The organism is Streptomyces sp. NPDC045695 (assembly GCF_056432025.1).
The window spans coordinates 71,775-97,359 of sequence record NZ_JBWKJU010000022.1 but is presented as its reverse complement, the minus strand read 5'-3'; the positions used below and the strand labels follow the sequence as shown (position 1 = coordinate 97,359).

Genomic DNA, 25,585 nt, shown 5'->3' with positions numbered 1-25,585 from the left:
TTCCGGGGAGGGGGGGGGGGGAGAAAAAAAGAACAAAAGGAGGAAAGACAAAAAAAGAGCTGGCCCCCTTTTTTGGGTTTGGGGGGGGGGGGGGGGGGGGGGGCCCCCCCCCCCCCCCCCCCCCCCGCCGTGCCGTTTCCGGCCCCGACCGGCCCGGGAACGGCGGCGGTCCGATCCGGACGCGCCGCGAAAATCCATGATCGACAAGGAATCCCGACAGATGAGTATCCCACGGGCCGCCGACCGGCGGTCCCGAGGCAGAGTCCCGGCCGTCGTCGCCGCCACCCTGCTCAGCTCGCTGCTGCCCGCCCTGCCGCTCGCCGGCAGCGCCGCCGCCGACCAGTACACCAAGCCCGCCGCCGCCTCGTCCGAGAAGCCGGTAAAGGGCTCTAACGGCAAGGTGAAGGCCCGCAAGGGCGACACCACCGTCAGCGCCCCCGCCGCCAAGCACACCAGCTGGCCCGGCGCGGGCAGCGCGAGCGTCGTCCCCGCGCCCGCCGGCCAGGCCCCGGCCCGGGCGGGCAAGCTGCCCGTCGCGCTGGAGAGCGCCGCCGCGGGCCTCGCCAAGGCCCGGTCCGCGCCACCCGCGTCCGCGCCGCAGGAGGCCAAGGTCGAGGTCCTCGGCCAGGACCTCGCGCGGAAGGCCGGCATCACCGGTGTGCTGCTGACCGTCGGCGGCAGCGACGCGCCGACCAGGGTCAGCGTGGACTACAGCGGTTTCGCGCAGGCGGCCGGCTCCGGCTTCGGCGCCCGCCTGCACCTGGTCCAGCTCCCGGCCTGCGTGCTGACCACTCCAAAGAAGCCGGAGTGCCGCACCCAGACCCCGCTGCCCGGCGGCAACGACCTCGAGAAGCAGACCGTCACCGCCGCGCCGGCGGCGCCGGCCGGCTCGATGCGCCTGCAGGCCCTCTCCGGGCCGGTGACCGTCCTCGCCGCGACCGCCGACACGGCCGGTCCCAGCGGTGACTACAAGGCGACCCCGCTGTCCTCGGCGTCCTCGTGGTCGACCTCGCTGAACAGCGGTGCGTTCACCTGGTCGTACGACATGCCGCTGACCGCCATGCCGGGCGGTCTGACCCCCAAGCTCGGCCTGTCCTACAACTCCGGTGCGATCGACGGCCGGACCGCCAACAGCAACAACCAGGCGTCCTGGGCCGGTGACGGCTTCGAGCTGTCCCCCGGCTTCGTCGAGCGCAGCTACAAGCCGTGCGCCGACGACGGCGCCCCGAAGACCAATGGCGTCACCCCCGGCGACCAGTGCTGGGCCACCGACAACGCCACCATCAGCTTCGCCGGACACTCCGGTGAACTGATCCCGGTAAGCGCCAACGAGTGGCGGATCAAGGGCGACGACAACACCAAGGTAACCCGCGGCCGCGACGTCAACCGCGCCAACGGCGACAACGACGGCGAGTACTTCCGGGCGGTCACCTCGGACGGCACCCGCTACTACTTCGGCTACAACCGCCTGTCCAACTGGGCCAGCGGCAAGCCCGAGACGAAGTCCGTGTACACCGTGCCGGTCTACGGCAACAACGCGGGCGAACCCTGCAACGGCGCCGACTTCGCCTCGTCCTGGTGCCAGCAGGGCTGGCGCTGGAACCTCGACCTGGTGATCGACGCCCATGGCAACGACGTCACCTACTGGTACACCCAGGAGACCAACAATTACGGCCGCAACCTCAAGGCCACCGACCGCACCCCGTACGTCCGCGGCGGCCGCCTGGAGCACATCGAGTACGGCCAGCGGCAGTCCGACATCTACTCGGCGACCGTGAAGCCGATGGGCCGGGTGGACTTTGGCACCGGCGAGCGCTGCCTGGAGACCACCTCGGGCACCTGTGACCCGGCGAACATCGACGCCAACCGGCAGTACTGGTACGACACTCCGTGGGACCGGAACTGCAAGGACGGCACCGACTGCACCGGGCAGTACTCCCCGACCTTCTTCACCCGCACCCGCCTCACCCAGGTCGTCGCCAAGACCCTGCAGGCCGATGGCAGCTACGCCGCCGTCGACACCTGGGACCTGAAGCACAAGTGGGGCACCGCCGACTTCGACTACCAGCTGCTGCTGGACTCGATCAAGCGCACCGGCTCCTCCGCGACGCCGGCGATCGCGCTGCCGCCGACCACCTTCGCCTACAAGCAGATGGTCAACCGGCTCGACAAGGTCGGTGACGGCCGGGCGCCGTTCATCAAGCAGCGCTTGGGCACCATCACCGACGAGCTCGGCGGCCAGCTCGACGTCAACTACTCGGCAGCGGTGTGCGACTGGGCGAACCTGCCCACCCCGCAGACCAACACCACCCGCTGCTTCCCCCAGCAATACCAGGCGTCCGACGAGGTACCGGTGACCACCGAGTGGTTCAACAAGTACGTCGTGGAAGCCGTGACCGCCACCGACCGCACCGGCCACGCGCCGGACATGGTCACCCACTACACCTACCTCGGCGACGCCGCCTGGCACTTCGACGACGAGGACGGCCTGACCAAGGACAAGCTCAAGACCTGGTCCCAATGGCGCGGCTACGCCCGCGCCCGGGTGGAGACCGGCGGCGTGGCCGCCATGTCCACCCACGCCGAGCACTGGTTCCTGCGCGGCATGGACGGCGACCGCAACGACCCCGCCGACAAGACCAAGAAGCGCAGCGTCACCGTCGACGACGGCCACGGCACCGTCCTCACCGACGACCAGGCGTGGGCCGGCTACGAGTACCGCACCGAGCAGTACGACAAGCCCGGCGGCGTGATCCTCTCCAAGACGGTCAACACGCCGTGGAAGAAGCAGAGCGCCACCCGCACCACCGACTGGGGCACCACCACCGCCAACCTCACCGGCACCGCGGTGACCCGCTCCTTCGCCTCGCTCGACAAGGGCGCAGGTGCCGCCTGGCGCGAGACCCGCACCAACAACACATTCGACACCTACGGCCGGACCACCCAGGGCGAGGAACTCGGCGACGTCGCCGTGGCCACCGACAACAAGTGCACCCGCACCACGTACGCGGACAACACCTCGTCCTGGATCCTCAACGGAGTCACCCGGACCGAGGTCGTGGCCGCCGCCTGCGCGACCAACGTCAGCCGTGAGACGCAGGCCGACGGCACCTCCGCCGTCCTCGCCGACACCCGGCTCCGCTACGACGGCCAGGCGTACGGCGCCGCCCCCACCAAGGGCGACGTCACGCTCACCGAGACGCTCAAGTCGCAGACCGGCACCAGCGCGACCTACCTAGACAGCTCCGCGACGTTCGACCTGTACGGCCGCAAGCTGACCGACACCGCGCTGGTCTCGACCACCGTGTTCGACACCACCGGTGCGACCGGCCCGGTCACCACCGCGTCCACCGACGCCCGTACCACCGCCAACGCCTACACCCCGACCACCGGACGTGCGACCAGGTCCACGCTCACCACGCCGCCGGCCACGGTCGGCGACAGCGCCACCGCCCAGACCACCACGGTCGACTACGACCTGATGCGCGGTCTGAGCACCAGCACCATCGACGCGAACGGCCGTCGCAGCGATCTCACGTACGACGCCCTGGGCCGTTCCCTGAAGGTCTGGCGGCCCGACCGCCTCAAGTCGAGCGGACAGACCCCGAACCACGAGTTCGCGTACGCGGTCGCGGACGGGGCGATCACCGCCGTCACCAGCAAGACCCTCAACGTCGACGGCTCGCAGGCCACCACCTACACGCTGTACGACGGCCTCGGCCGCGTCCGGCAGACCCAGGCCCCGGGTGGCAACGGCGGCCGGATCCTCACCGACACCTTCTACGACGAGCGCGGCCAGGCCGCCCTCAGCTACGCCCCCTACTACGCCACGGGAGCGCCCTCCACCACGCTGTTCAAGGTCGAGGACGCCACCGGCGTCGAGACCCAGACCGCCAACACCTACGACGGCCTCGGCCGCGTGGTGAAGGCCACCACCCTCGCCGGCAACGGCGTCGGCACGCCGCTGTCCACCACACTCACCGAGTACGGCGGCGACCGCGTCACCGTCACCCCGCCGCAGGGCGGCATCCCGACGACCACCATCACGGACGCCGCGGGCCGCACCACCGAGCTGCGCCAGTACAAGTCGGCCACCCCGACCGGCGCGTACGACGCCACCACCTACGGCTACGACCCGGCCGGTCACATGAACAAGCTGACCGACCCGTCCGGCACCGTCTGGACCTGGCTCTACGACCAGCTCGGCCGCCAGACCAAGGCCGTCGACCCCGACAGCGGCACCTCCACCAAGGCGTACAACGTCCGCAGCGAGGTCACCAGGACCACGGATGGCCGCGGCAAGACCGTCTCCAGCGTCTACGACAACCTCGGCCGCCTGATCGAGACCCACGACGGCCCGGTCACCGGACCGCTGCTCACCTCGCAGACCTGGGACCCGTCCGGGAACAAGGGCCAGCTGTCCACAGCCTCACGTTTCAGCACCGTCGGCGCGACCACCTACGAGTACAAGACCACCTACTCGCTGTTCGACGCGCTGTCCCGGCCGAACCGAACCACCGTCACCATCCCGTCCGTCCCCGGTCAGGAGAACCTGGCCGGCTCCTACATCAACGGCACGACCTACCGCCTCGACGGGCTGGTGAAGTCGGTCGCCTACCCGGCGGCTGGCAACCTCGCCTCCGAGTCGGTCGCGTTCACCTACGACGGCCTCCACCGGATGACCGCAGCCGAGGGCCTGAGCAAGTACCTCACCGCCCAGAGCTACAGCCTCACCGGCAAGCCGCTGCAGTCCACGCTGAGCAACGGCACCGCAGGCAAGGACACCTACGTCACCCTCGGCTACGAGTGGGGCACCCAGCGACTGGTCTCCAGCCGCACCGACCAGTACGGCATCACCGGCGCAGCCCGCGCCGCCGCCTACACCTACGACCAGGTCGGCAACGTCACCTCGGTCACCGACACCTCGCGCTCCGGCACCGACCGGCAGTGCTTCACCTACGACTACCTCACCCGCCTCACCGAAACGTTCACCCCGACCGGCAGCTCCTGCCCGGCCTCGCCGACCGGCGCCACCCTCGGCGGCCCGGCCCCGTACTGGACCAGCTGGACCTACAACACCAACGGCACCCGGGCCACCGAGACCCGGCACGATCCGGCGGGCAACACCGCCAACAACGCCACCACCTCCTACACCTACCCGGCCCCCACGGCCGCCCGGCCCCACACCCTGACCGGCACCAGCACCGTCACCGGCGGCACCGGAACGCCCGTCACCCAGACCTACACCTACGACAACTCCGGCAACACCACCGAACGGCACCTCAAGCCCAGCGGCACCCAGACCAGCGACCAGATCCTGACCTGGAACACCGAAGGCCGGCTCGCCCAGGTCGCCGACACCGTCAAGAACGGTGCGACCACCACCACCAAGACCACCGACTACCTCTACGACACCTCGGGCAACCGACTAATCGGTCACACCCTCGACACCGCCAACCCGGCCGCCGAGAACTGGACGCTCTACCTCGGCACCACCGAGCTCAACCTCGTCAAGGGCGCAGCCAAGGCCACCGCCACCCGCTACTACCCGCTCGGCGCCACGGCCACCGCCGTCCGCACCGACGACAACAAGGTCACCTTCCAGGTCAACGACCACCACGGCACCGCCGAACTCAACATCGACGCCACCACCGGCGCCCTCAACCAGCGCCGCACCACCCCGTTCGGCGGCACCCGTGGCACCGCCCCGACCACCTGGTCCGGCACCCGCGGCTTCCTCGGCGGCGTCAACGAGGCCACCGGCCTCACCCACCTCGGAGCCCGCGACTACGACCCCACCACCGGCCGCTTCATCTCCGCCGACCCGCTCTTCGTCGCAACCGACCCCCAGTCCCTGGCCGCTTACACCTACAGCGACAACAACCCGCTCAGGTACAGCGACCCGTCGGGGCTGGCCCTGGAGGAGTGCGCCAGCGGGATGTACCGCTGCCAGGGCGGAACGAAGATCCTCGGCGAAGGCCCGAGGTACCAGGCGATCGTCGCGCAGAACAAGGCCGAGGAACCGTACCGGAAGGCCGCACTGGCCGCGTACCTGGTGAGCGTGGGAGTCAAGCCGTCCGGGTGGACCGGCAGCCTGATGGCCAACGCCGCGGACGAGATGAGGAAGGCGCGCCGGGCCTACGGCGAGCAGCTGGAGAGGGAGTACCGCCAGAACACCAACTTCAAGTACGAGACGGTGCCCGGCCAGACGCAGATCCCCGGGGCGGAGCCGTACGACGAGATCGCGACCGGCAAGGCCAAGAAGTCGGAGCTGATGGTCTGCGCGTACATCGGCGTGGCCGACTGCTACGACGCGAAGCAGATCACCGGCTGGGCCGCGAACGTAGCGGCGGACGCATACCCCGGGGCGGAGAACGAGGGGCAGAACGCTTACCGGCACTTCACCTGGCAGGCCATGATCACGGCCAAGCACGGGGCCCAGACCGCCGAGATGGTCGCGGACGCCCACGAGGCGTACGGCGACCGGGAAGGCCACAACTATGCTGATCACCTCTCGGACCTCGTGAACAACGAGTACGGCCGCCAGATGGGCGAGAAGATCGCCGCAGCCAACCCCGGGGCCTCGGAGTCCCAGCTCAGGGACGCGATCACCAGGGAGGCAAAGAATTACATGACAGGTGGGAACTATGCCCGACCCAGTGACTTCGAGTAACCCGCTCCAGAAGGGAGATGTCGGATGAGGAGTGGCGTCCGTTTCCTGATCGGCTCACTGGTGGCCGTCCTACCGCTGGCGGTGTCCTGCACCGTGCAGACGGACGAGGACAGGGCGCGGCATGTCGTCGGGTCCTGGAAGTCGCCGACCCTGGGCACGATCCAGTTCCTCAAGGACGGTGCGCTCGGAGAGGTGAGCCTGCCTCCCAGCGTGTGTCACAAGGGGTCGTGGTCAGCCGACACGAAGTTCACCGGTACCTGGCGACCCTGGCATCTGGACTCCGTCGGACCGGCTACGGAGGTCAAGTTGACGGCCGCCGCCGGTGGCCCGACGTGCGACCTGTTCTTCCTGTACTCCACGGATCAAGGTCAGGCAGAGCTGGACCTGGCCTATGCCCCGGAGGGTAGCGAGCCCTTCGTCCGGCAGTAGACCAGCAGACCGGTCATCGCGGAGAACCTGAGCCTCCGCACGAGGGGTCGTGCTCATCCCACCGAGGATGAGCACGACCCCTTTTCGCGCCCTGGCGCCGGTGGCCGCACGCGGTTCCCAGGCGCCCCGGCCGATGGCGGACCCCACTCTCTCTGACTCTCTCGGTTCTGGACCTCCTGCCATCGCTCGCCTCCCGCTCTCTCCTCAGCCCCGAGAATCGCGCCGTCTGCCGTGGGGAGTTGTGGGAACACCTGGTTGACATGGTCGTTCCGGACCGGACCGGCCTCCCGGACAACGTGGTGCTCCGTCTCCCCGGCCTTGACTCTGTCGGGGATCTTGGAGTTCCCCGGAGTGCAACCCCGGCCCCCCATCACCAAGCCGTGATAGCTCGGCCCGGAGCCATATCGCCCCGACATCAAACTGATCAGCCCAGGCCTGCACGGCAGGCGAACGGCACGCCCTTGCCACAGCCGACGAGCGCGAAGCCCTCGCCGGCCAGCGGCGCCCGCGGGGTCCTCGAGCACGGGCTCGGCGCCCAGCGCCTTCAGTCCGCGGCCCCGCCGGGAGCGGCTGGGATGCGCATGCGCTGCGCGGCCGTGAGCGGCTGAGAAGCCCGCCGGTCGCTGGCCGAGGGCGCCACCAAGATCGGCCGGGCAGGCTCATCCGCCGGTAGACCGTGGCGGCGCGGTCCTGCTTGGGACGACCGCCCGCCCGGGACATGGCCGCTCGTCGGCCGGGTGTCCGACCTCGGTGCTCCTCAAGTCACCACATCCAAAGTGGGCACGCTCCGGCAGAGGATCGCGGCGATGGAGCCGTCACTCGCGGGCGCCGCCACGGAGCCGCGCTTCATACGCTCCGGTGGTGGCGGGCGCGCCAGCGGGCCATGGCTTCGGCGGGCGTACGGGCGGAGGGAGCCGGCTCGGCAGGTACGTTCTTCTGCCCGGCCAAAGGGACCTGCGGCATGAGGTAAAGCTTGCCCCCGGCCAACAGGGCGCACAGGGGTTCACCTCCGGGTATGTCGGCACTGCCCAGTCGGACCGTGAAGGCATGCGTACCTGCACCGTCAACGGTCTCGCCTTCGAGCTGCGTCGTCGCGCGGCGCCGGGTCGGCACCGAGGCGATCACTTTGCCGTCAACCAGCAAATCGGCCCGGCGGCGAGCCGGACTCCACTCGACAGTGATCGAGTGGCCCTCCTGATCCAGGTGGAAGCGGTGTGAAGGAGCGCGCATCGCCGATGCCTCCTTTCACCGTGCCCGCTCGCCGGCCTCATCAGAAAGGACCTGCGCCGGACGGTGCGCTCGGGCCCGGGGCGGGTCAGGGTGATGGCCGGGGCCGACGGCCAGGCCGGTCAAGGGAGTGGGGGAAAGGTCGGCGGGGTCCTCGCCGGCTTCGAGGAGGGTGTCGGCGGCCCCGACGATCAAGGGATCCGGGCGGCCGACCGCCAGCTCGTCCTTCCTGTCGTAGTCGACCCGCCACAGCAGGCTGCGCATCGCCTCCAGCCGGGCGCGCCGCTTGTCGTTGCTGCGCCCGGTGACCGTCGAACTTCTGCTCGTACGCCACCCCCGCGCGCAGCCGGCCTTCTTCCTCGCCCGGCAGCTGGCCGAGCTCTCGCTGAAGGCGCTCGTCGGGCCCGGACACAAGGAAGGCCACGACCTCGGCAAGCTGCTGAAGCGGCTACAGGATAGCGACGATGACCTGTTCGCTGCGGACGACGACCAGCTCCTGGTCGTCGAGTTCATCAGGGACCTGTACGCCCGCGACCCGAGAGGCGACCAGGGGCGCTACGCGACCACCCAAGGCGGGGATCTCTCACTGGCCGCGGTGTGCTGCGCGAACCCCGAGCCGTTCCGCCAGTACGTCGACCGCCTCTTCCTCTACACACAGGGCCGAATCAGCCGGGTCGGTCAGAGCGCCTGAAGCACCGGCCTACCCGTATCGGACGGCCGTACGGCGATCCGTGCACGTGTGCGGGGGCTGAGCTGGCGTTGTCAGAGCCCGCTGTCACCATCCGGGCATGGCCCAGATCAGCCCCAGGCTCGCCCGCACGTACTTCGCGGAGATCGCCGCCGGATCCGCCGTCCCGCTCGACCTGGACGACCTGGACGACCTGGACGACCTGGACGACCTCGTGAGCATGGTGCGGCTGCGCCATACTTGCCCGACTTCTGGCTGCCCAAGGAGAAACTCTGGGTGGAAGTCAAAGGAGTCGAGGATCAGCTCGATGTCGAACTTCTCGTGTACGCCGCGATACCTCACTTCGGCCTGCCGAGGCCGTCCGTCCCTCGACGCGAAAACGAGTATGAGGTCAGACTCCTCATCCTGGGGCCGATCGACCGTACAGGAAGCCTGGTCGACCAGACGACCGGCGAGCATGCCGGCTACATGCAGCCCGCGCACACCCTTCTCAGCTTCCGGAAGGGCGATGTCTTCAGCGGATCGGCCTGCTTCTTCTCCTCCGGCATGGACCTGTGGCCCGAAGGAGGCGTCGTCGGAAACGACGGGCCACACATCTTCTGGGAGTCCCGCGGCACTAAATGGGGCAATTGGGTCAACGGAGGCGGCCTCATCAGCGAAGAGTGTGATGAGAAGGTACATGCTGCCTACCGTGCTGCTCGCTCTGCACGCTTCGAGCACGGCGAGACACCCTGACTCGGTCAATGTGCCCCCCGTAGGCCGGCCGGGGCGCGCAGCCCCGGCCGCACCCTGCGGACGCCCCGCTACAAATCGAACTCGATGTGGTCGATGTCGGTGAACTCCACCAGGAGGCCGCCAGCGCGGCGGCCGCGGTCCTTGAAGTAGATCTCCTGCAGGCCCTCGGCGGCGATGTCGCGTAGCTGCTGCTCGGTCGCTCCGGCGTCTTGCGCGTCGAAGAGGCGGCCGGCGAACTCAGGCGGCAGCGCCACGGTGAGGTGGCGCAGCCGGCCGTCGTCTGTGGTGCCGGGGGCGGCGGTGTAGCCGAAGCGGGCCCGGGTGTCGACGACGATCCCGCCGGTGGTGGCCGCCGTCTTCTTGGCCTTGGCGCGGATCTGCGGCTGCCACCGCTTTTTGACCTCGCGCTCTATGCGGGCGGCCAGCTCGGGGCGCGGCTTTTTGATCTGATCCTTGACGTAGCGTTCGACAGTGCGCTGGGTGATGCCGAGCGCGGCTGCGGCGGCCTTGGTGGACTTGTACTGCTTGACCAGGTAGCGCATCTGGGCGCCCGCCGTCTTCGGGATCGGGCGTGTGAACGCCTTCTGGACCGCTTGGTTGAGGCCGTCCCCGAGCTGTGCCATCGCGGTTTACTCCCCGTCGTCGGTGTGGGTGATGTTGCCGTCCTTGATGTATCGGGCGAGGTTGAGGTCGCCGCCGTGCTGCTCGCGGACGCCTTCGCCCCACAGGACGGTCTGGGTGCCTTCGTGCTTGACCAGGCCGGGGTTCACGCCGAGCTTCCACCCGCCGGGCAGCGGCTTGCCCTCGCAATAGGGCAGGAAGCCCAGCGGCGACGTCCCGTCGACGGCGTAGACGGCGCAGTCAGAGAGGATCCCGACCGGGTACTGCCCGGTGAAGGCGGCGTGCTTGAGGATCTTGCGGTGCATGTTGATCCGGGTCCGGGAGATGACCGCGGCGCGGATGTCGGGGCGCCAGGTCGGCCGGGACAGGGCCCGCCACGGCTGGCCCGGCTTCCAGCCCTCGCCGCGGGGCCGTTCGCGGAGCTTGCCGATGCCGCCCTTGACCGTCGCCTTGATCGCCGAGACGACGATCGCCATCTCCGGGTCCCGGTCGCGGTAGCCGTCCATCGCCGCGAGGAACTCCTGCGGCGGCAGGTCGGCGCCGACGCCGAGGTCGGCCATCGTCGCCAGGTAGGCGTCGCGCAGCCGGCCGTACCAGGCATCCAGGTAGCGGCCGTTCTCGTACCGGACGTACGCCTCGAGCGGGGTGACGTCGTAACCGAGCTCCACCGCGTACGCGACGGTCGGCGTCGCGTACCAGGCGGGCCCCTCGGGGCGGTTGCCCTTTGGCGTGAACGGGCTGGGCAGCAGGGCGCCGTCCAAGTGCACCCAGTCCTTGCCAGCCTTAACCCGGGAGAGGTCGACGTGGGAGAGGTCGACGAGCCAGGAGCCGGGCAGCTTTGGGTCGAACACCGGCGCCTTGACGTGGGTGGGGGCGCCGAGACCGACGACCAGGCCGTTGGCGCCGGCGGCGAAGGCCATGTTCACGTCGATGCCGACCAGGTTGCGGCGCAGGCACTCGTCGTCGGTCAGCGGACGAGACCAGTCGTACGCCTCCTCCATCAGCATCTCGGCCGGGGTGCGCTGGTGGAAGCGCGGGAGGTCGGTGAGCAGCGGGTGGCCGTCGGGGGCCTCGCACGGTGCGCAGTCGACCGGGTCCTTGCCCAGCCCGCCGGGGTTGTGCTCCGAGTGCCGTCGGCCGTCGGCGTCGGGCTCGGAGGCGCGGGTCGCCGGGTGGAAGGCCGTCATGAGCTCCAGGCCGGTCACGGCCGTGGAGCCGCGAGGCGTGATCACCCGGGCCGCGTACGTGCCCAGCAGCCGGGCCAGTTCCGCCGGGGGGAGCTGCCCGGCCTGGCCCCAGTCCCGGATAGCGAGTGCGCCCCAGGACGGGATGCACAGCTGGACGCACGCGCGCTCCGAGCCCTGCGCGGGCCGGTAGATCCGCGCCCAGGGGCCGAAGCCGCGCTTGGTGAGCTTCCACTCGGCGCGGGCCAGCTGCTTGGCGACCTTGTGGCCCTCCGGCAGCCGTCCGGCCAGCCGCTCCTCGTCGCTGAGCTTCACCGGCAGACCGTAGCGCTCTAGAGCGGCCTCGGTGAGCACGATGAGCGGGTCGGCGTCCTTGCCCGGTCCGGACAGCTTCGGCGCCCCGAGCTTGGCCTCCTTGAGGATCCAGTCGACCAGGGACGGCAGGGACTTGGCGGGCACGTCCAGGACCAGGCCGCCGGTGCAGTACGCCAGCACCTGCCCGTCTTCGACGTCCAGGACCGCCAGCGGGCCGTTCTCGAACCGCGAGTCGGTGCCGCCCGCCGGGGTGTTCGCCGGGGCGGCCTTCTTCGCTGCCGGACGGCGTGACGTCGGCGTCCTGGTGGCGGGCGCCGGGCGGGTCTCGGCGGCCGGGGCAGCGGCGGCGACGGGAGCAGGGGCGGGGGTCTGGGTGTTCTCGGTCGCAGTCATGGCCGCAGCCTCGGGGGCCGGGCCTGTGGACATAGTCGGTGCTTCGGCCGGGGCCGGTGCGCTGGTGAACGTGGCGGGCACCGAGGCGGCCGGCTCCTCGGGCGCGGGGTAGAGCTCGGCGAGCTGCGCCAGCAGCCGTGCGTACGCCTCGCGTTCCGGGCCGCGGGGCTCGGTCGGCTTGGTGAGCGACTCCCACCCGGACACGGTGGCTCGCCGCACGCGCAGGGCGGCGGCGACTTCGTCCAGCGTCAGGCCGTGCGCGACTCGCAGCCGCTTGCGCTCCGCCGCCGGCGGTAGGGCGGCGCGGGACGCGACCAGGGCGTCGACCGCGTCGAACAACTCGGACATGGAACACCTCCTGACTCGCATCCTACATCATGAGCCGTACGTATGGCGTACATCAACCGTACGGATCGCGTACGGAGCCACTCTTGGGAGGCGACGTTTCACGCTGTGATAGCTCACCCACGACAGCAGCCTGATCACGCCATGACAGCCATGACAGCCATAACAGCCATGATCAACACGACCACCAAACACAAGCAGCGACAACCCCCACAACCTCGCTGACGCCCACCCCACTGCCACCAGCACACCCATTCACAGGGCCGAACGGCGGCCGGTAGTGGGGGCGGCCGGGGGTACTGCTACCCCCAGAACGATCTGGGCCCGGGGCCTCATGTGCACGCCATATCGGCATGGGCTACTCACCTAGCTTTGATCAACGACGACCGGGAGCATGAAAGAGGCCCGCCGGCATCCCGCCGACGGGCCTCCTTCATGCGTCCAGCGGAACTCCGCGGGGTCAGCGGCGATACATGACGTACAGCTTGCCAGCGTGGGAGGCCACGGTCGGCTCGCCCCGGGAGGTGATGCGCTTCCCGCCGACGTAGCCGGCGTCGCGCCATGGGGCGGCGTCGGTGTAGGTGGCGGCCCGCAGGGCGCCGTCCGTGTCCTGGCGGATGGCCCAGATCTGGCCTTCGTGGACGGTGAGGCCGAGCCCGCGGGTGGTGCTCCAGTCGGCCTTGGAGACGTCAGTGCGCCAGCCGGTGTCCGAGCCGGAGATCATGAAGTGGGCCTTGTTGTCGTGTCCGCAGGCCAGTCGCCACACCTGCCCGGTTCCATGGGGGACCATCGCGGTGGCTCTTGACCCGCCAGTCGACGTTGGACTGGTGGGCACGGCTCCAGTCGTCGCCGTTGTGGGTGTTGTGGTAGAGCAGGCCGTCGGTGCCGACGTGCGTCAGCCACAGCCTGCCGGGGATCGCGGCCATGGAAGGGGCGAAACCCGACCGGTAGCTGTCCCACCCGCTGACGCCGCTCCAGTCGCGGGGCTCGGTGTAGGTGTGCCAGTAGAGGCCGCCGTTGAGGCCGGTGACCGCGTAGAACAGGTCATTACGGAACGCGCACAGGGCGGGGGCGAAGATGCTCTGGTCCTGGACGATCCGTTCGGGTTTGCGCCACACCCCGTTCTCCAGGCGGCTCCACATCACTGCCTTGTCCTCGCGTACAAAGGCGACATACAGCTTTTGGGCGAAGGAGGCCAGAGCGGGCGGGGTGATGCTCTTCCACGGAAGAGTGACCGGCGCGCTCCAGCTGCTCCCGGTACGGACGGCGTATTCGAGGGTGCCGACGGGGAAGGGCACCGGGTCGCCGGTGTACTTCACCCGCAGCTCGTGGTGGCCGTCGCCGTTGAAGTGCCAGGCGGTCTGTCCGCGGTGGGACAGGACCGCCAGGTCCTGGCGGTCCAGCCCGATGGTGCGGACACAGGAGAGGTCGTCGTAGTTGCGGAAGAGGTGCATGAAGGTGACGAAGGACTTTCCGACCTCCCAGGCGATCGTCGCCCACGTAGGCATGCTGAAGCCCGTCAGGATGTCAGCGGCCATGAGGTAGTAGTCGATGGACTTGATGGCCTTGAGCAGGGCCTTCTGGAGCTCGCTGAACCACGCGGCGTTGCTCTGGTCGGCTTCCCAGCAGCAGATCGTCGTCCCGACGAATCCGCTGGAGGGCCCTTCGAAGAAGACCTTCCTGCCGGCGTTGAAGGACCGGGTGTCGCCCTTCTTGACGGCTCCGAACTCCTGCGAGATGAAGGCGCTGCCCCGATCGCTGTCACCGACTCCGGTGGCAGCGGTCCAGTAGATCTCGTCCCGGCCGCCGCCCTGGTCCCCCACAGCCCGCTCGACGTAGAAGCTGTCCATCTCCAGCTTCACCCGGAACGGGGTGCCCGCACTGGAGCCCTCCGCGCTCTCACCGCTGTCGGCCGGCGCCTCCTCGCCCTGTTCGGGGCCGGCCGCCTCGGTGGCGCCGGCGGTGAGGGGTGGGGTGACGTCACCGAAGCCCGTGACCGCGAACCCCGTCTCGGCCATCGCTGCCGGCATCGGTGTTCGGTGGGCAGTGAGGTACTCGATGACCGCCTGTCCTCCCCAGAGGTCGCGTGGATGCCCGGCCGGGTCGAGAACGGCGGCAAGGCGCAGCGCTGGAATGGCGAGGCCCACAGGTTCGCAGGCTTGGGCAACGTTGAGGGAGAGGAGGAGGGCGGCGGCGACGTGGCGTCCGTAGCCTTCGGTGTCCGCGTAACGCGGGAGCAGGTCGTCCAGTTTCGCGGCACTGCTGTTGAAGCGGAGGAGGTACTCCGCGTACGGGACGTCCTCGTTGATCATGTAGGCGGCTGCGTGGGACAGCGCCAGGGGCAGATGGCCCAGTGCCTCGGCCAGCGCTTGCGTCTGCGTGTCCAGCAGATGCTCCGCGCGGGCGGCTCGGAGCCGGGCGCGAAGGTAGGTGTGGGCTTCTTGTGGGCTGTAGGTGTCGATGTCTACAACCGCCCGGCCCCCGCCGGACAGGGCCGCATCCTGGCGCCGGGTGGTTGCCACCACCCGGCCGCAGCCCCATGCCGATGATGGCGGCCACCACGGCTGCATCGCATCCGGGTCGGTGATGTCGTCGAGGATGACGAGCCATGATCGTTTGGTGGTGGCGAGCCACTGGAGAAATGCCCTGGCATGTTGCTCGCCGGTCCGACCCGCCAGTGCGTTGGGGGCATCAACGATGTGGGCGGCGACCGCGTAGCGGGCGATCACCTGGTCCGTTTCGCTGGCGTCGACCCAGACCACCAGGTCGACGCGTTCGACCAGGGCCTGGTGGGCGTACGCGGAGGCGAGTTGGGTTTTGCCGACACCGCCGCCGCCGGACAGAACTTGGGTCAGCACCACGCGGTGTGCCCGGTGACGGCTTGGTCGATCGCGTTGCGCACTTCGGGCCGCTGCTGAAATGCAGATGCCAGTGCAGGAACCGATCCCAGGCGCAGCGGCCACTGGACTGGCCCTTGCGGACCCGCGTGGGTGATCGTCAGGTGATCCACATGGCCGCTGACGGCCACTGCGCCCGCTGCCGACGCGATGGCGTCACCGCTCTCGCTGACCGAGGAGGCCGCGAGATCGTCCCTCGAAGGGGATGAACGCTGCTTGCTTCGGCGCCACCTCATGTCGCGTTCGGCCTTGGCTCTACCTGCATGGCCGTGCTAATCGGTGTAGTCGATGCCGGTGCCGGCCTTGCTACCCGCGCCACGCGAGATGGCGTCACCGGTGTCCTGAACCCGAGCGGTGCCAGGGCTGCCGTCAGCACTGCGTCGTACGCCCGTATGGGCTTGCCCGCCGCCGATGGCTTCCGCTCGCCCTGTCTGAGTCGCGGTGTCCCGGACGCGCCTGGCGTGTCGGCCCGAGGCTGGGCCCACGCCCACGCCAGCGCCGCGACTCCGGTGGCGGCCTGAATTGACGCGCCCACGACTCCTGCGGTGTCCGGTCCGTCAAGCAACCAAATGACAGGAGTCGAGACGATTCCCACCATCGCGGCCACCATCACCGCGATCCGCTGCTTCCTCGACACAGAAGCCCCCTCCCCCGTCCAAACCCCTCGGCGCAGCACCAGCGCCGAGAGCCGCCTCACTGCAACGCGGTTCCATACTCCGGGAAGACTCCCCACCTGTGGGGTGAACCGCACAAAAAGTCCGGGCTGGCGCGTTGCCTCGCCCCCGCCACACACAGAGTTCCGCACCTGCCCAGTAACCGGGGAAGCCTGCGCAGCCAGGACCTAGCCGAGCCAGACGATGCCCAAGACGGACAGCCGCCGGGTGAGCCGGTTGGCCACGTAGACGACGGAGAGCTGCCCCACGGACGCGGCGCGGACGTCTTCGCCCTCAGGATCGCCCGCGTTCCACTGCGGCCAGCCCCACGGGGAGCGCACCGCGATGTCCAGGACGTCGCGGACCATCTCCCGTGCCGGGTCGGGGAGCTCGGCCAGGGTCTTCGCGGCCTGCGGGGACAGGCGCACCGCCCATGGCTGTTCGTCGGTCACGGGCGGCCGCCGAGGACGTCATCGAGGTCCACGAAGTCGGAGTCGTCCTGGCCGGAGTCCATGAAGGCGTCCACGGCCGGGGCCGCGGCAACCCGCAGCTGCCAGGTGCGCACCACTTCGTGCAGAGGGGTGAGGCTGAACGCGTGGCGGGCGTCCTCCAGCGCCTTCGTCCAGTCCCGCTCGAAAGCCGGCACCCACTGCTCAGCACGGCGGTCCGCCCTGAGCTGGGCGAGGAGTTCGGCCGCAGCGCCGGGTGCGGGTGCGTACGGGGTGGTGGGGGTGTGGTCGGGCTGGGCGCTCATCGGCTCCTCCTCGGCGGGGTGCTACCGCCACCGTAGAACGACCTGGCCTGGGCCGTGGAGGTTCGGACGGATACTGCAGCCCGGACCCGTCTGCTGCCGCGCTGCGGGGTAGCAGCAGGCGGGGCGGAACAGCACCTTCACGCCGGGCGCTTCGCCGCTTCCGCACGGCGAAGGGCGCTCACCTGCGTCCACGCCAGGTCGTCGGAGTCCATGTCCTCGGCATCGACGTCGCCCAAGTAGGCCTCGAGGGCGTCGCGCAGGACGTCGGCCTTCTCGTCATCCGTGATGACGGTCAGTCTGCCAGCGCCGGCCGCGAGGCGGCGTGACCGGGACAGGTCGGTGCAGCGGATCCCGCCGCCGGGGTGCCACTCCAACACCGGCGCCACCGCGTCGCCGTGCTCGGCGCACCAGGAGACGGGCACCACCCCGCCGCAGTCGTGCCGCCTGCACACGCACCCCTCGCCCGGACCCGCGTACGCGACGCCGTGGCGGACCACCCCGCCCGCCAGCCCTGAGGCGGTCGGTGCCGCGCAGTCCGGCGGGCCACGCCAGCGTGAGGCGCAGGCCCCCCGATCCGGACCGGAACCGTTCGATCACCCGCACCTCCCCCGGCACCGCCAGCGGGCCGGTACCGGGCGCGGTCAGCCGGCGCAGCGACGCCGCGAACTCCCCACGCCCAGGGCCAGCACGTCGGTGTCGTCGTCGGTGGACCAGCCGGACAGGCAGTCCTCGCCGGCCGCGTCGTCGGCCAGGGACAGCCACGGGGCATCGAGGCGGAACCGGTGCGTGGCGCCTGCAGCCCCGGCCAGCACTAGGGCGGCGATCGTCGGCCCGGTGGGTACTTCGATCTTGTCGTGGGCGAGGAGGGAGGCCACGACCGCGCGGCGGTCGAACTGCGGGTGCACGTCCGTACCGGCCACCGGGTCGGGGAAGTCGGGGTGCCGGCGGCGCCAGTTCACCACCGCGGCCCGGCCCACCCTGGCGATCCGCGCCACCTCCGCCAACAACACCCGGTCACCACCCGGGGCGACCGGGTTGAGACCGGCGAGCGGGGAGCGGCGGCCAGCGCGGGCGGTGCGCACGGCCCGCCAGTCCACGGAAGGGCGGACCACCTCCAGGAGCGCGACGTCCTGGGCGTCGTACAGGGGGACCGTGGTCACCCCGCCCTGCCGCTTGTATTCGATGGCCACGGTGCCGATCGGGGCCAGCCAGCCGAGCCGCACCACATGGTCGAAGTCGGTACGGCGCACCCCGAGGCGGACGGCGGCCTGGTCCGGGCCGAGGGGTACGTGCCGGTCGAGGAGGGCGGGCAGGTCCCGGCGGCGGCAGAGCGCGGCCACCTGGTCCGGGTGGACGTCGGGGAACTGCGTGTCCCCGCCGAGGTAGACCAGGAGGCCGGCCTTGACGAGGTGGCCGACAGCCGAGGCGGTCGCCCGCGGCCGGAGGATCGGGAGCGGCACCCCGAGGGCCTCCGTCAGCCGGTCCGCCGCATCCTAAGCACGCGCGCCGCCCGAACCCGAACACGACCTCACCGGGTTCCACCGCCGTCGCGCCGACCGCCCGCTCCGCTACTGCGCGTTGCGGAAGTCGTAGTAGTCCTTGCCCGCGACGAGGACCGAGGTGAAAGAGACGGGCAAGCCGTGCGGGCCGCGGGGGACTTCCTGGGAGGTCTGGCGGGTGAAGCCCAGGGAGACGCCCGGGACCACGACATTCTCCGGGTCCTCGGCGTCCACGGCGCAGCCGCGCTCGGCGAGCTCCGCGAGGATCGTTTCGGCGGGGTCCCTGAAGACGTCGTGCCCGTCCAGGAGGACGCGCGTGGCGCTCCCGCGGCCCTCGCCGGGCCACCACAGTTCCACGGCCGTCACGTGGTCATCCGCATCGAGGAAGACCGTGTAGCCGACCCCGTCGACGTCGCCCACCAGCCGGCGCGCGCGCCGGGAGGTGGGGCCGACGACCCGGGGCTCGCCCCAGGGCTGCAGCGCGGCCAGGGCCTCTTCGTACGTACTACCGAGGTGCACGGGCCCGGCGGCGGTCGGCGGTGTCAGGAGCAGATCCATATTGCTTCTCCGATTGCCTACTTGAGCACTTCGTAGTCTATTATCCAGTCCCGTTTCCCGAGCATCTTCTGGAACTTCTTGTTCACCTTGAGGCTCTCGACCATGTCCGCGATGTGCGTGTCGTACTTGTCGCCGTACAACTCCCGGATCTCGTCGATGTCCATCTTCATCGCGAGGTCCCACCGGCCGGCGTCGATCAGCGCACGCTGGTCGGCCCGCCACTTGATGGACTCCGCACTCGATCCGGTGCTCGTCACCCCGCGGTGGTCGTCGTACTCCATCCGGATCGCCGGGCCCATGCCGGCGCCGCCGCCGTCCTTGTTGGTCTTGAAGCCGGGCTCGTCCAGGTGCGCGTACGCGTTCTTCGCCGGGATGTGGTTGACCTCCATATTGGTCTCCGTGCGCCGCGTACCGTCCGCGTTCTTGAGGTTCGCCGGGCTGAGGCCGCTGTACCAGCCGCCGTGCTCCGTGCAGCCCTTGGCGATGAGGCCCTCGGGGTCCGACCAGCGGTAGGGATTGAGCACGAACGCGACGGGGTTCGCGGCCGCGCCCAGGCCCAGCGGGTCGGGACTGGCGTAGCATCCCCGGTAAGGGGTGACGGCCCGCACTGCTGCTCCGGTCAGTGGCTCCGGCCGCAGGAACCGGCTAGCGGTGGATCACCGCGCACCGCGCACCGTACGACGTTGCACTCGACGCACAGCTTCGCGCCGTGAGGGGAACTCCTGGCGGCCCATCCACTTCCACCCGACGGTGGACAGCTTGGTCATGGCCGCCGTGACGGGGGTGGCGTCCTTCCATCCGGTCAGCTCGGAGCGGTACCCCGTCGGCATGTAGGTGATCAGGCGGGCGCGTACCCCGGTCCCGTGGCCTTCCATGTGCGCGCCGACGTCGTCCACCCGCAGCCCCTTGCCGTAGACGGACAGGCCCGGCCCCGGGTGCGCCGGCCGGATGCCAAGCCCCACCCACTTGGCAGGCCCGTCATCCAGTGGGTACCGGACGGACGCCTACAGCCGGGACCTCGCCGGCGGCGCACGGCCTCCCCCGTCGCGTCACCCCAGCGGAATGCGGTGGGGCGGATGCGGTCAGCGCCAAACCATTCAGAGCCGCAGGAGTCGATCGAGGTCTCCAGCGAGAGCGTTCTGGAAGGCCAGGGCGTAGATCCGGGCCCGGTACTCGTCGGGTACCCCGGTTACGGCCGTCACGGCGCTGGTGCTTCCTCCCCCCAGCGCGTCGCCTTCGCGTACCAGGCGCGCGACGGCCTGCGCGAGGATCCGCGTCCCGGAGGCCAGGCTGGCGACGATGCCGGTCCGAGATGAGATCGTTCCCGCATGGCCGACACAGACGAAGCAGAAACCGACGTTGAGCATGCCGTCATCGCTCACTATCGACTGGCCGATGACGGTCTCGGCGAGCCAAGCCAACGGGAGGCCGTCCGCCAGGCCCAATCCCTGCTGACCGAGGCGATCGAGCAAGCCGACGTCGGCGAGTTCGACGGAAACGAGTACGGAGGAGGCGAGGTGGTCATCTACGCCTACGGACCGGACGCCGACGCACTCTTCGCTGTCATGGCACCCATCCTCAGCGACCTGCCGTTCCGGCCGGCGCACGTCGTCTTGCGCTACGGCTCCGTCGATGACCCATCAGCTGCCGAACATCGCGTCGACCTCTGAGGAGGCTCGTCTGCGATGCCGACCCGCTCTTCCGAAAGCGCTATAGACTGCTCGGCTTCATCTGGCTGGAGGTCGTCCGAGTGCTTTCCGTACGGGTTCTTGTCGTTGTTCCGTTGGCTTTGACTGGTTTCGCCCTCACCGGTTGTTCGGCCGGCTGGGGCTGTACCGACCGGATGGCGGAGCGCGCTGAAGCTGGGGCCTCGGTTCAGGTCGTGGACACGTCCGAGCGGCCTGTCGGGGTTACGGCCAAGGTCGTTGAGTGGCGACTCGAGCCCCATCCGCAGACGCCCTACGAGGGGAATCTGGCGCACTTCCACTACCGTTTCGACGGCGTTGCCGAGGGGGCGATCGGGCCTGCGGTGCAGGCCTGCGCGGTCGACGAAAAGCGTGTGGCGTTGATGTGCGAGACGATCTATTCGTCCACTGCGTGGTCCAAGCCAGACGGTACCCGCACGGGTGACGCCTGGCTTACCGTCGAGCACCCTGAGCGGGTTGCCGGAGTGCTTCTGATCCCCAACGATCAGTCCGAAGACGGGCGTTCGTGTGCGCAAGACGCGAAGGACGGTGGCGGGGTGCACCCTGCGAAAACGGCCTCGGTAGGGGACCAGCTCTAGTTGAACGAGGCCAGCGATACTGGGTCTCGATCTGACGAGCTCGTGCATGGTTGGCGGTGACCCGTCGAAAGGTGCAGGTCGGCCCGGTGCTCAGTGTCGCTGGCTGGTCCCGCGGGTGACGGTCTGCTTGCCGAGGAGATCCTCGACAAGTCGCCGCCTACTGCCCGACGAATCTTTGACTCACGTCGCTAGCGCCCCGGGCGGCATCAGCCGGACGCGGCCCGGTGGAAGCGGTCGGTGAAGTCTTCCACCACCGCCTGCGGCACGGCGTCCGGATACCGGGTGATCACGCCGCCCGTGCGGACGAACGTCGTCGTGCGGCCTGGCTCCTGGAGCGGTCCCGGCGCCATCGGTACCGGAGAGCCTTCCGAGGCATTGTCCTCGGGCGGCGGGTCGAGCCTGCGGTAGCTGATCCTGTCATCGCCCACCCGGTAGGGCGACAGCGTGGGCCTCAGACCGTGGCGCGTATAGAGGTCCGCGTACCAGGCGTTGTAGTGCGCACAGCTCGGGAGGGCTGCCCGGATGCTCTTCATGACGCTCTTCGCGTCATCCTCGGAGAAGCTGTAGGACACGACACTCTCGCCGTGCCCGGTCTCTCCGACGGCCCTGAGGGTCAGTCGGGTTGCAGCTGAGGGTGCGTGGTCCGGGGAGGTGAGGGCCGACGACACAGCGCCGCACGCACGGTCGGGGGAGGGCTGATCGGTGAGTTCCGGTTCGACGGACACCACACGGTATCCGGCGACATCCGTCCCCCGGGGAAGCACCTCCCTGATCCGGGCCGTGCCGAGCGTCTCCCCGTGCCCCCAGCCGAACAACGGGTTCTCGCCCACGAGACCGGCCGCCAGGACGAGGGCGGCGATCACCGCAAGCGCGGACAAAGGACGGCGACGCATGTACCTCCCCTTGGCGCACGGTGGGGTGTCCGGACGGAACGGCGGAGCGCCGCAAGACCACCCGGCCGGTCAGCTTAGAGGACGACCCGGACCCTCCGGCCGCAGGCCGTTGCGGGAGGCACCGGCTCCAGGCGGTCCTCCCGCGCCTGCGCCAGCCACTTCCGCACCTGGCTGACGGCTTCGACGCCTACCTCGACAGCCTGGTCATCGATCCGGAGTTGGCGGCGGACACGTGGGCTGATGTCTTAGACACCGACTCCAGCGACCCGTGGCGGCGGACCGTCGAGGAATGGCTGGACAAGGATCTGCCGGGTTGGCGCCTGGGGCCGCTGACCGGGTGATCCGGGCATCAGTACGGGAGCTGAACCGGTTCCGTACCGCGGCCCGGCCTGACTCGGCTGCCGAGTCTGATCACCGTCCCTGCGCGGCGAACTCAATCGGACGAGCTCTTGCCACGGCCGAAGAACGCGAGGCCGCCGCATCCCGGCGGCCGCCACCAGGGCCGCCCGCGTGGCTGATCGAGCGCGGAATCGGAGGCAGCCAGCCACCGGCCCGCGTGCACACCGGGGTCTGCTGGGACGATCAGATACGGCACCCGCTGGTCGAAGCTGAGACCTCGGCAGGGGACAATCCGTCGACCGACTGCGCCCTACTCCTCGGTCCCCCGCCCGAAGGAGATCTCCACCCGTCGGTTCTTCTTCCGGCCCTCCTCGGTGGAGTTGTCCGCAACGGGGTCGTCCTCGCTCTTGCCGACCACCTCGTAGGCGATCCCGGAAGCACCCAACTGCGCGGCGAGCGCCTTGTGTACGGCCTCGGCGCGCTCCGTGGACAGGGCCTTGCCGTGGGCGTATGTCCCCAGGTTGTCGGTGAAGCCGCGGACTGTGACCTTCCGTGGGCCGTTCTGCCTGATCTCGTTGGCGACCTCGGTGATCCTGGCGCCGGCGGAGCCGCTCAGCTCCGCGCTGTCCTTGGCGAAGAGGACCTCGGACTGGAGGGTCAGCTTGATGTCGTCGCTCGATTCCGCGCGCCCCGAGTCGCCGGACAGGTTTCCGGAGACCGAAATAATATCGACCACGACCGGAGGGGCCAGCTCCGCGCCCTTCTCCAGTTCCAGGGCCTCGGCGTGGGGATCGACGGGGACGGGCGGCGGCTCGGGCGAGGCGCTGGGCGAGGGAGCGGCCCGGGCCGCAGGGGCGTCGTGCAGACCGAGGAAAGTCGCCAGGCATACGGCGGTGATTGCACAGGCCGCAAGTCGGGCGGCAGCAGTGGCTGCCGTCGTCGCCGGCCTCACTGCGCGACCGTGATCTTGACGGGGACGGTGTCGAAGGTCGGCATGGCGAAATCGACCTCCGTGGTGCCCTCCGGAGGCGCCGGGAACTGGACGAAGACCGGGGCCCTGTCGCCGGGCTGGAAGACCGGGTGGAACTGGGTGCACAGGCAGTGGCCCTGGGTGTCCCGCAGCGGGTAGTAGCGCTTCTTGCCCTTGAGGTCCGCAAGGGAGGCACCCGACGAGGAGTAGCCGTTCTTCAGCGACAGATCGTTACCGCCGGTCCAGTGGTCGGTGTTCAGCGCCTGTTTGCCGTCGTTGCGCATCTCGCCGCGGACGGTCACCACACCGCCCTTGTAGCGCTGCACGGAGTGGATGGTGAGGACCGCGCCGTTCGCGCCCTTCATCTCCAGACCCTTGCCCTCGGAGTCGGCGCCGGCCGGCTTTTGGGTACCCGGCTGTTCGGCGGCCGGCTTCTTCCCGCTTGGCGAACCACCCGAGTCGCCACCCCCGCACCCGCTCAGTGAAAGCATTACGGCCGCAATGATGCCTACGGCGCCCGTCTTCACCCGGACTTGGGTAATCTCGTGCCAACTTCGGTGCCTAAAAGCAGTACGACCCTGCATCTCATGCATCATGTTTCCCCCTGGCTCCCCATCCACTGCAACACATTGCAAGTAGCTTATGCGAACGCTACGCCGGGTGGCGTGGATCGCACCCCTGCACCTCTGCACAAGCCCCCACCACCAGAGCGCAGGTCGGCCGGCCGGTCGCCCTTGCAGACCGGCCCGTGGGCACGTCTTGGTCCGCCCGCCGAAGGACTCGGTGGAGGCAATGGCGACGCGACGCTGTTCTCCTCCTCGCGTTCGGTCAGACCTGGAAGAGGGGTTCGGCGCCGCGGCGGTCGAGTTCCATGTAGCCGAGACCCAGCCACACTCAACACACCACACACAGCCCAGCTCACACTCCACGACCACCCCGAACAAACCGTCAGCTCCCTGGCATGTGACGGGTGAAGAACGACCGTACGAGGTCGCGAACGGCGGGCACGGTGACGCGCGGGTCTGCCCGCCCGACCATGGCGGCGCGTCCGGCAGCTGTCATCAGGCCGGCCGCGTGGAGCTGGGGGGCGAGGGCCGCGTAGTCGGTGAAGGCCCAGTGGTGGCTGTCGTAGAGCTGCCGCCGGGTCACGGGGCCCGCGTGGGCGAGGAGGGCTGCCCAGGACCGGTCCAGCCGGGCGTTGCGGAAGCCGTCGGTGCCGGCCAGGAGCAGCGGCCGGTCCGTCCCCTGCCGGGCCACCGGGAGGAGTTCGCCGTCCATCTGGTCGAGGTAGCCCTCCAGGTTGACGGCGGCCGCAACTCGCCGGTCCTCGTGGAGCGCCTGCGTGGCGGCGGTGCCGCCCGCGGAGTGTCCGTAGATCCCGACCCGGGTCAGGCCGAGGGTGTCGAGGATGAAGCGGAGGTCGGCGACCCGTGTGTCGATCATGGTGCGGAAGGTCGCCGCGTCGAGGTCCGGGCGCAGCACGGTCGTCCGGATCCGGTCGCGTCCCGGCTGCTTGTCGGGGAACTCCACCTCGCTCGCGTCTCCGGGGTGGTCGACGGTGGCGACGGTCCAGCCGTGGGAGGCGAGGTCGATCGCCAGGGAGCTGCCCATCGTGCGGGCGTCGCCGCCGCCGGGGCTGTAGAGCAGCGCGGGGCGCCGGCCGGGCAACGGCGGGGCCCCGGCCCGGGCATGGGTGAGGGTCGCCGCCCAGTCGACCCCCGTCGCCGGCAGGTGCGGACGGACCAGGTGGGCGAGGAAGGCGAACTCTGCGGCGGCGCCGGGCGTGAGCTGCGGAACGCGCGGGAAGCCACGGCCGGGCACGGCAGGCCGCAGGATGGTGACCATGAGCTCGCGTACGCCGATCTCGGGCTGCCACGGGTCGTTGCGGGAGCGGTCGACGAGGTGGAGGACCTGGGCGCCGACGGGGTACGGGCCGGTGGGTGCGGGCAGTCGGAGGAGGGGCGCGCCGGAACGCCCGGTAGCCGAGGCGGAGCCGGGGGCGGCCGTTGCGAGGAACAGGGCGGCGGCGCCGGCGAGGGCGCCCTTGGCGAAGGAACGGCGGCCGGGCGTGGAGGGAATGGTCATGGACGGCATCCTGGGAGCGGGCGCGGTGCCGGGGCGAAGCTTG

At 69.9% G+C, this 25,585-nt stretch carries 23 protein-coding genes and 2 pseudogenes; 7 read left to right on the top strand and 18 right to left on the bottom strand.

What is annotated here, in order from left to right; genetic code table 11:
- Nucleotides 1–220 precede the first annotated feature (220 nt).
- Together AC07DU_RS28925 and AC07DU_RS28920 are read left to right on the top strand one after the other, a co-directional pair.
- Nucleotides 221–6,673: an RHS repeat domain-containing protein gene (locus AC07DU_RS28925; RefSeq protein ID WP_479114618.1), complete on the top strand. Its 6,453-nt coding sequence runs from the start codon at nt 221–223 to the stop codon at nt 6,671–6,673.
- A 24-nt stretch (nt 6,674–6,697) separates the two neighbouring features.
- On the top strand, nt 6,698–7,102 hold the full coding sequence (locus AC07DU_RS28920; protein ID WP_468629637.1) for a hypothetical protein: 405 nt from the start codon (nt 6,698–6,700) through the stop codon (nt 7,100–7,102).
- Nucleotides 7,103–7,948: 846 nt separating this feature from the next.
- Here AC07DU_RS28920 and AC07DU_RS28915 read toward each other — a convergent pair.
- Entirely contained in the window at nt 7,949–8,332 is a 384-nt protein-coding gene (locus tag AC07DU_RS28915) for a hypothetical protein (protein ID WP_479038787.1), read from the bottom strand.
- 15 nt (nt 8,333–8,347) lie between these two features.
- A pseudogene (locus tag AC07DU_RS28910) lies at nt 8,348–8,629 on the bottom strand (polyphosphate kinase 2); the annotation flags it as partial.
- Nucleotides 8,630–8,633: 4 nt separating this feature from the next.
- Between AC07DU_RS28910 and AC07DU_RS28905 the strand changes: the two are divergent.
- Both AC07DU_RS28905 and AC07DU_RS28900 read left to right on the top strand, forming a co-directional pair.
- Complete coding sequence (locus AC07DU_RS28905) at nt 8,634–9,020, top strand: hypothetical protein (protein WP_479114634.1); 387 nt, start codon at nt 8,634–8,636, stop codon at nt 9,018–9,020.
- A gap of 273 nt (nt 9,021–9,293) precedes the next feature.
- Nucleotides 9,294–9,752: a hypothetical protein gene (locus tag AC07DU_RS28900; RefSeq protein ID WP_479114616.1), complete on the top strand. Its 459-nt coding sequence runs from the start codon at nt 9,294–9,296 to the stop codon at nt 9,750–9,752.
- Between the two features lie 68 nt (nt 9,753–9,820).
- On the opposite strand, the gene tpg is transcribed toward AC07DU_RS28900, so the two are convergent.
- From tpg to AC07DU_RS28845, 11 genes are all read right to left on the bottom strand, one after another.
- Nucleotides 9,821–10,375 carry a telomere-protecting terminal protein Tpg gene (gene tpg, locus AC07DU_RS28895; protein WP_479038791.1) on the bottom strand — a complete coding sequence of 185 codons (555 nt, stop codon included), beginning with the start codon at nt 10,373–10,375 and terminating at the stop codon, nt 9,821–9,823.
- Between the two features lie 6 nt (nt 10,376–10,381).
- Complete coding sequence (gene tap / locus AC07DU_RS28890) at nt 10,382–12,613, bottom strand: telomere-associated protein Tap (protein ID WP_479114614.1); 2,232 nt, start codon at nt 12,611–12,613, stop codon at nt 10,382–10,384.
- A gap of 457 nt (nt 12,614–13,070) precedes the next feature.
- A complete protein-coding gene (locus tag AC07DU_RS28885) occupies nt 13,071–13,334 on the bottom strand; it encodes a hypothetical protein (protein ID WP_479114612.1) in 264 nt (87 codons plus the stop codon).
- On the bottom strand, nt 13,300–15,471 hold the full coding sequence (locus AC07DU_RS28880) for an NB-ARC domain-containing protein (protein ID WP_479114610.1): 2,172 nt from the start codon (nt 15,469–15,471) through the stop codon (nt 13,300–13,302). The genes AC07DU_RS28885 and AC07DU_RS28880 overlap by 35 nt, the downstream gene beginning before the upstream one ends.
- Before the next feature lie 877 nt (nt 15,472–16,348).
- The gene (locus AC07DU_RS28875) at nt 16,349–16,612 is read right to left on the bottom strand and encodes a hypothetical protein (protein ID WP_479114608.1); all 264 of its coding nucleotides are present in this window, start codon (nt 16,610–16,612) and stop codon (nt 16,349–16,351) included.
- A complete protein-coding gene (locus AC07DU_RS28870) occupies nt 16,609–16,914 on the bottom strand; it encodes a DUF6247 family protein (RefSeq protein ID WP_479114606.1) in 306 nt (101 codons plus the stop codon). The genes AC07DU_RS28875 and AC07DU_RS28870 overlap by 4 nt, the downstream gene beginning before the upstream one ends.
- Nucleotides 16,915–17,051: 137 nt before the next feature.
- Nucleotides 17,052–17,366, bottom strand: a complete 315-nt coding sequence (locus AC07DU_RS28865; RefSeq protein ID WP_479114604.1) for a hypothetical protein — start codon at nt 17,364–17,366, stop codon at nt 17,052–17,054.
- Nucleotides 17,367–17,555: 189 nt separating this feature from the next.
- A complete protein-coding gene (locus tag AC07DU_RS28860) occupies nt 17,556–18,374 on the bottom strand; it encodes a hypothetical protein (protein ID WP_479114602.1) in 819 nt (272 codons plus the stop codon).
- A 108-nt stretch (nt 18,375–18,482) separates the two neighbouring features.
- Nucleotides 18,483–18,971 carry a hypothetical protein gene (locus tag AC07DU_RS28855; RefSeq protein WP_479114600.1) on the bottom strand — a complete coding sequence of 163 codons (489 nt, stop codon included), beginning with the start codon at nt 18,969–18,971 and terminating at the stop codon, nt 18,483–18,485.
- 17 nt (nt 18,972–18,988) lie between these two features.
- Nucleotides 18,989–19,579 carry an RHS repeat-associated core domain-containing protein gene (locus AC07DU_RS28850; protein WP_479114598.1) on the bottom strand — a complete coding sequence of 197 codons (591 nt, stop codon included), beginning with the start codon at nt 19,577–19,579 and terminating at the stop codon, nt 18,989–18,991.
- 48 nt (nt 19,580–19,627) lie between these two features.
- Nucleotides 19,628–19,933: a hypothetical protein gene (locus AC07DU_RS28845; RefSeq protein ID WP_479114596.1), complete on the bottom strand. Its 306-nt coding sequence runs from the start codon at nt 19,931–19,933 to the stop codon at nt 19,628–19,630.
- 366 nt (nt 19,934–20,299) lie between these two features.
- Here AC07DU_RS28845 and AC07DU_RS28840 point away from each other — a divergent pair, with 366 nt between their 5' ends.
- Nucleotides 20,300–20,641 (top strand): hypothetical protein, encoded by a 342-nt coding sequence (locus AC07DU_RS28840; protein ID WP_479114594.1) that lies wholly within the window; start codon nt 20,300–20,302, stop codon nt 20,639–20,641.
- A gap of 80 nt (nt 20,642–20,721) precedes the next feature.
- Nucleotides 20,722–21,255 carry a hypothetical protein gene (locus AC07DU_RS28835; RefSeq protein ID WP_479114592.1) on the top strand — a complete coding sequence of 178 codons (534 nt, stop codon included), beginning with the start codon at nt 20,722–20,724 and terminating at the stop codon, nt 21,253–21,255.
- Nucleotides 21,256–21,461: 206 nt separating this feature from the next.
- On the opposite strand, the gene AC07DU_RS28830 is transcribed toward AC07DU_RS28835, so the two are convergent.
- Entirely contained in the window at nt 21,462–22,148 is a 687-nt protein-coding gene (locus AC07DU_RS28830) for a hypothetical protein (protein ID WP_479114590.1), read from the bottom strand.
- A 20-nt stretch (nt 22,149–22,168) separates the two neighbouring features.
- Here AC07DU_RS28830 and AC07DU_RS28825 point away from each other — a divergent pair, with 20 nt between their 5' ends.
- Entirely contained in the window at nt 22,169–22,489 is a 321-nt protein-coding gene (locus AC07DU_RS28825) for a hypothetical protein (protein ID WP_479114588.1), read from the top strand.
- A 308-nt stretch (nt 22,490–22,797) separates the two neighbouring features.
- On the opposite strand, the gene AC07DU_RS28820 is transcribed toward AC07DU_RS28825, so the two are convergent.
- The 4 genes and pseudogenes from AC07DU_RS28820 to AC07DU_RS28805 form a co-directional block, all read right to left on the bottom strand.
- Entirely contained in the window at nt 22,798–23,439 is a 642-nt protein-coding gene (locus AC07DU_RS28820; RefSeq protein WP_479114586.1) for an OmpA family protein, read from the bottom strand.
- Nucleotides 23,436–23,822, bottom strand: coding sequence for a hypothetical protein (locus tag AC07DU_RS28815; RefSeq protein WP_479114632.1), 387 nt, complete (start codon nt 23,820–23,822; stop codon nt 23,436–23,438). Before AC07DU_RS28815 ends, AC07DU_RS28820 begins: the two co-directional genes overlap by 4 nt.
- A 390-nt stretch (nt 23,823–24,212) precedes the next feature.
- Nucleotides 24,213–24,339: pseudogene (locus AC07DU_RS28810) on the bottom strand (IS21-like element helper ATPase IstB); the annotation flags it as partial.
- 66 nt (nt 24,340–24,405) lie between these two features.
- Complete coding sequence (locus AC07DU_RS28805) at nt 24,406–25,542, bottom strand: alpha/beta fold hydrolase (protein ID WP_479114584.1); 1,137 nt, start codon at nt 25,540–25,542, stop codon at nt 24,406–24,408.
- Between the last annotated feature and the right edge of the window lie 43 nt (nt 25,543–25,585).

Bases quoted from the DNA above. Each gene is read 5' to 3' on its own strand.
- AC07DU_RS28805 (WP_479114584.1), bottom strand. From the start codon at position 25,542: ATGACCATTCCCTCCACGCCCGGCCGCCGTTCCTTCGCCAAGGGCGCC.
- AC07DU_RS28815 (WP_479114632.1), bottom strand. From the start codon at position 23,822: ATGAAGGGCGCGAACGGCGCGGTCCTCACCATCCACTCCGTGCAGCGC.
- AC07DU_RS28855 (WP_479114600.1), bottom strand. From the start codon at position 18,971: ATGGATCTGCTCCTGACACCGCCGACCGCCGCCGGGCCCGTGCACCTC.
- tap (WP_479114614.1), bottom strand. From the start codon at position 12,613: ATGTCCGAGTTGTTCGACGCGGTCGACGCCCTGGTCGCGTCCCGCGCC.
- AC07DU_RS28920 (WP_468629637.1), top strand. From the start codon at position 6,698: ATGAGGAGTGGCGTCCGTTTCCTGATCGGCTCACTGGTGGCCGTCCTA.
- AC07DU_RS28915 (WP_479038787.1), bottom strand. From the start codon at position 8,332: ATGCGCGCTCCTTCACACCGCTTCCACCTGGATCAGGAGGGCCACTCG.
- tpg (WP_479038791.1), bottom strand. From the start codon at position 10,375: ATGGCACAGCTCGGGGACGGCCTCAACCAAGCGGTCCAGAAGGCGTTC.
- AC07DU_RS28885 (WP_479114612.1), bottom strand. From the start codon at position 13,334: ATGATCTCCGGCTCGGACACCGGCTGGCGCACTGACGTCTCCAAGGCC.
- AC07DU_RS28840 (WP_479114594.1), top strand. From the start codon at position 20,300: ATGGCCGACACAGACGAAGCAGAAACCGACGTTGAGCATGCCGTCATC.
- AC07DU_RS28870 (WP_479114606.1), bottom strand. From the start codon at position 16,914: ATGAGCGCCCAGCCCGACCACACCCCCACCACCCCGTACGCACCCGCA.
- AC07DU_RS28925 (WP_479114618.1), top strand. From the start codon at position 221: ATGAGTATCCCACGGGCCGCCGACCGGCGGTCCCGAGGCAGAGTCCCG.
- AC07DU_RS28830 (WP_479114590.1), bottom strand. From the start codon at position 22,148: ATGCGTCGCCGTCCTTTGTCCGCGCTTGCGGTGATCGCCGCCCTCGTC.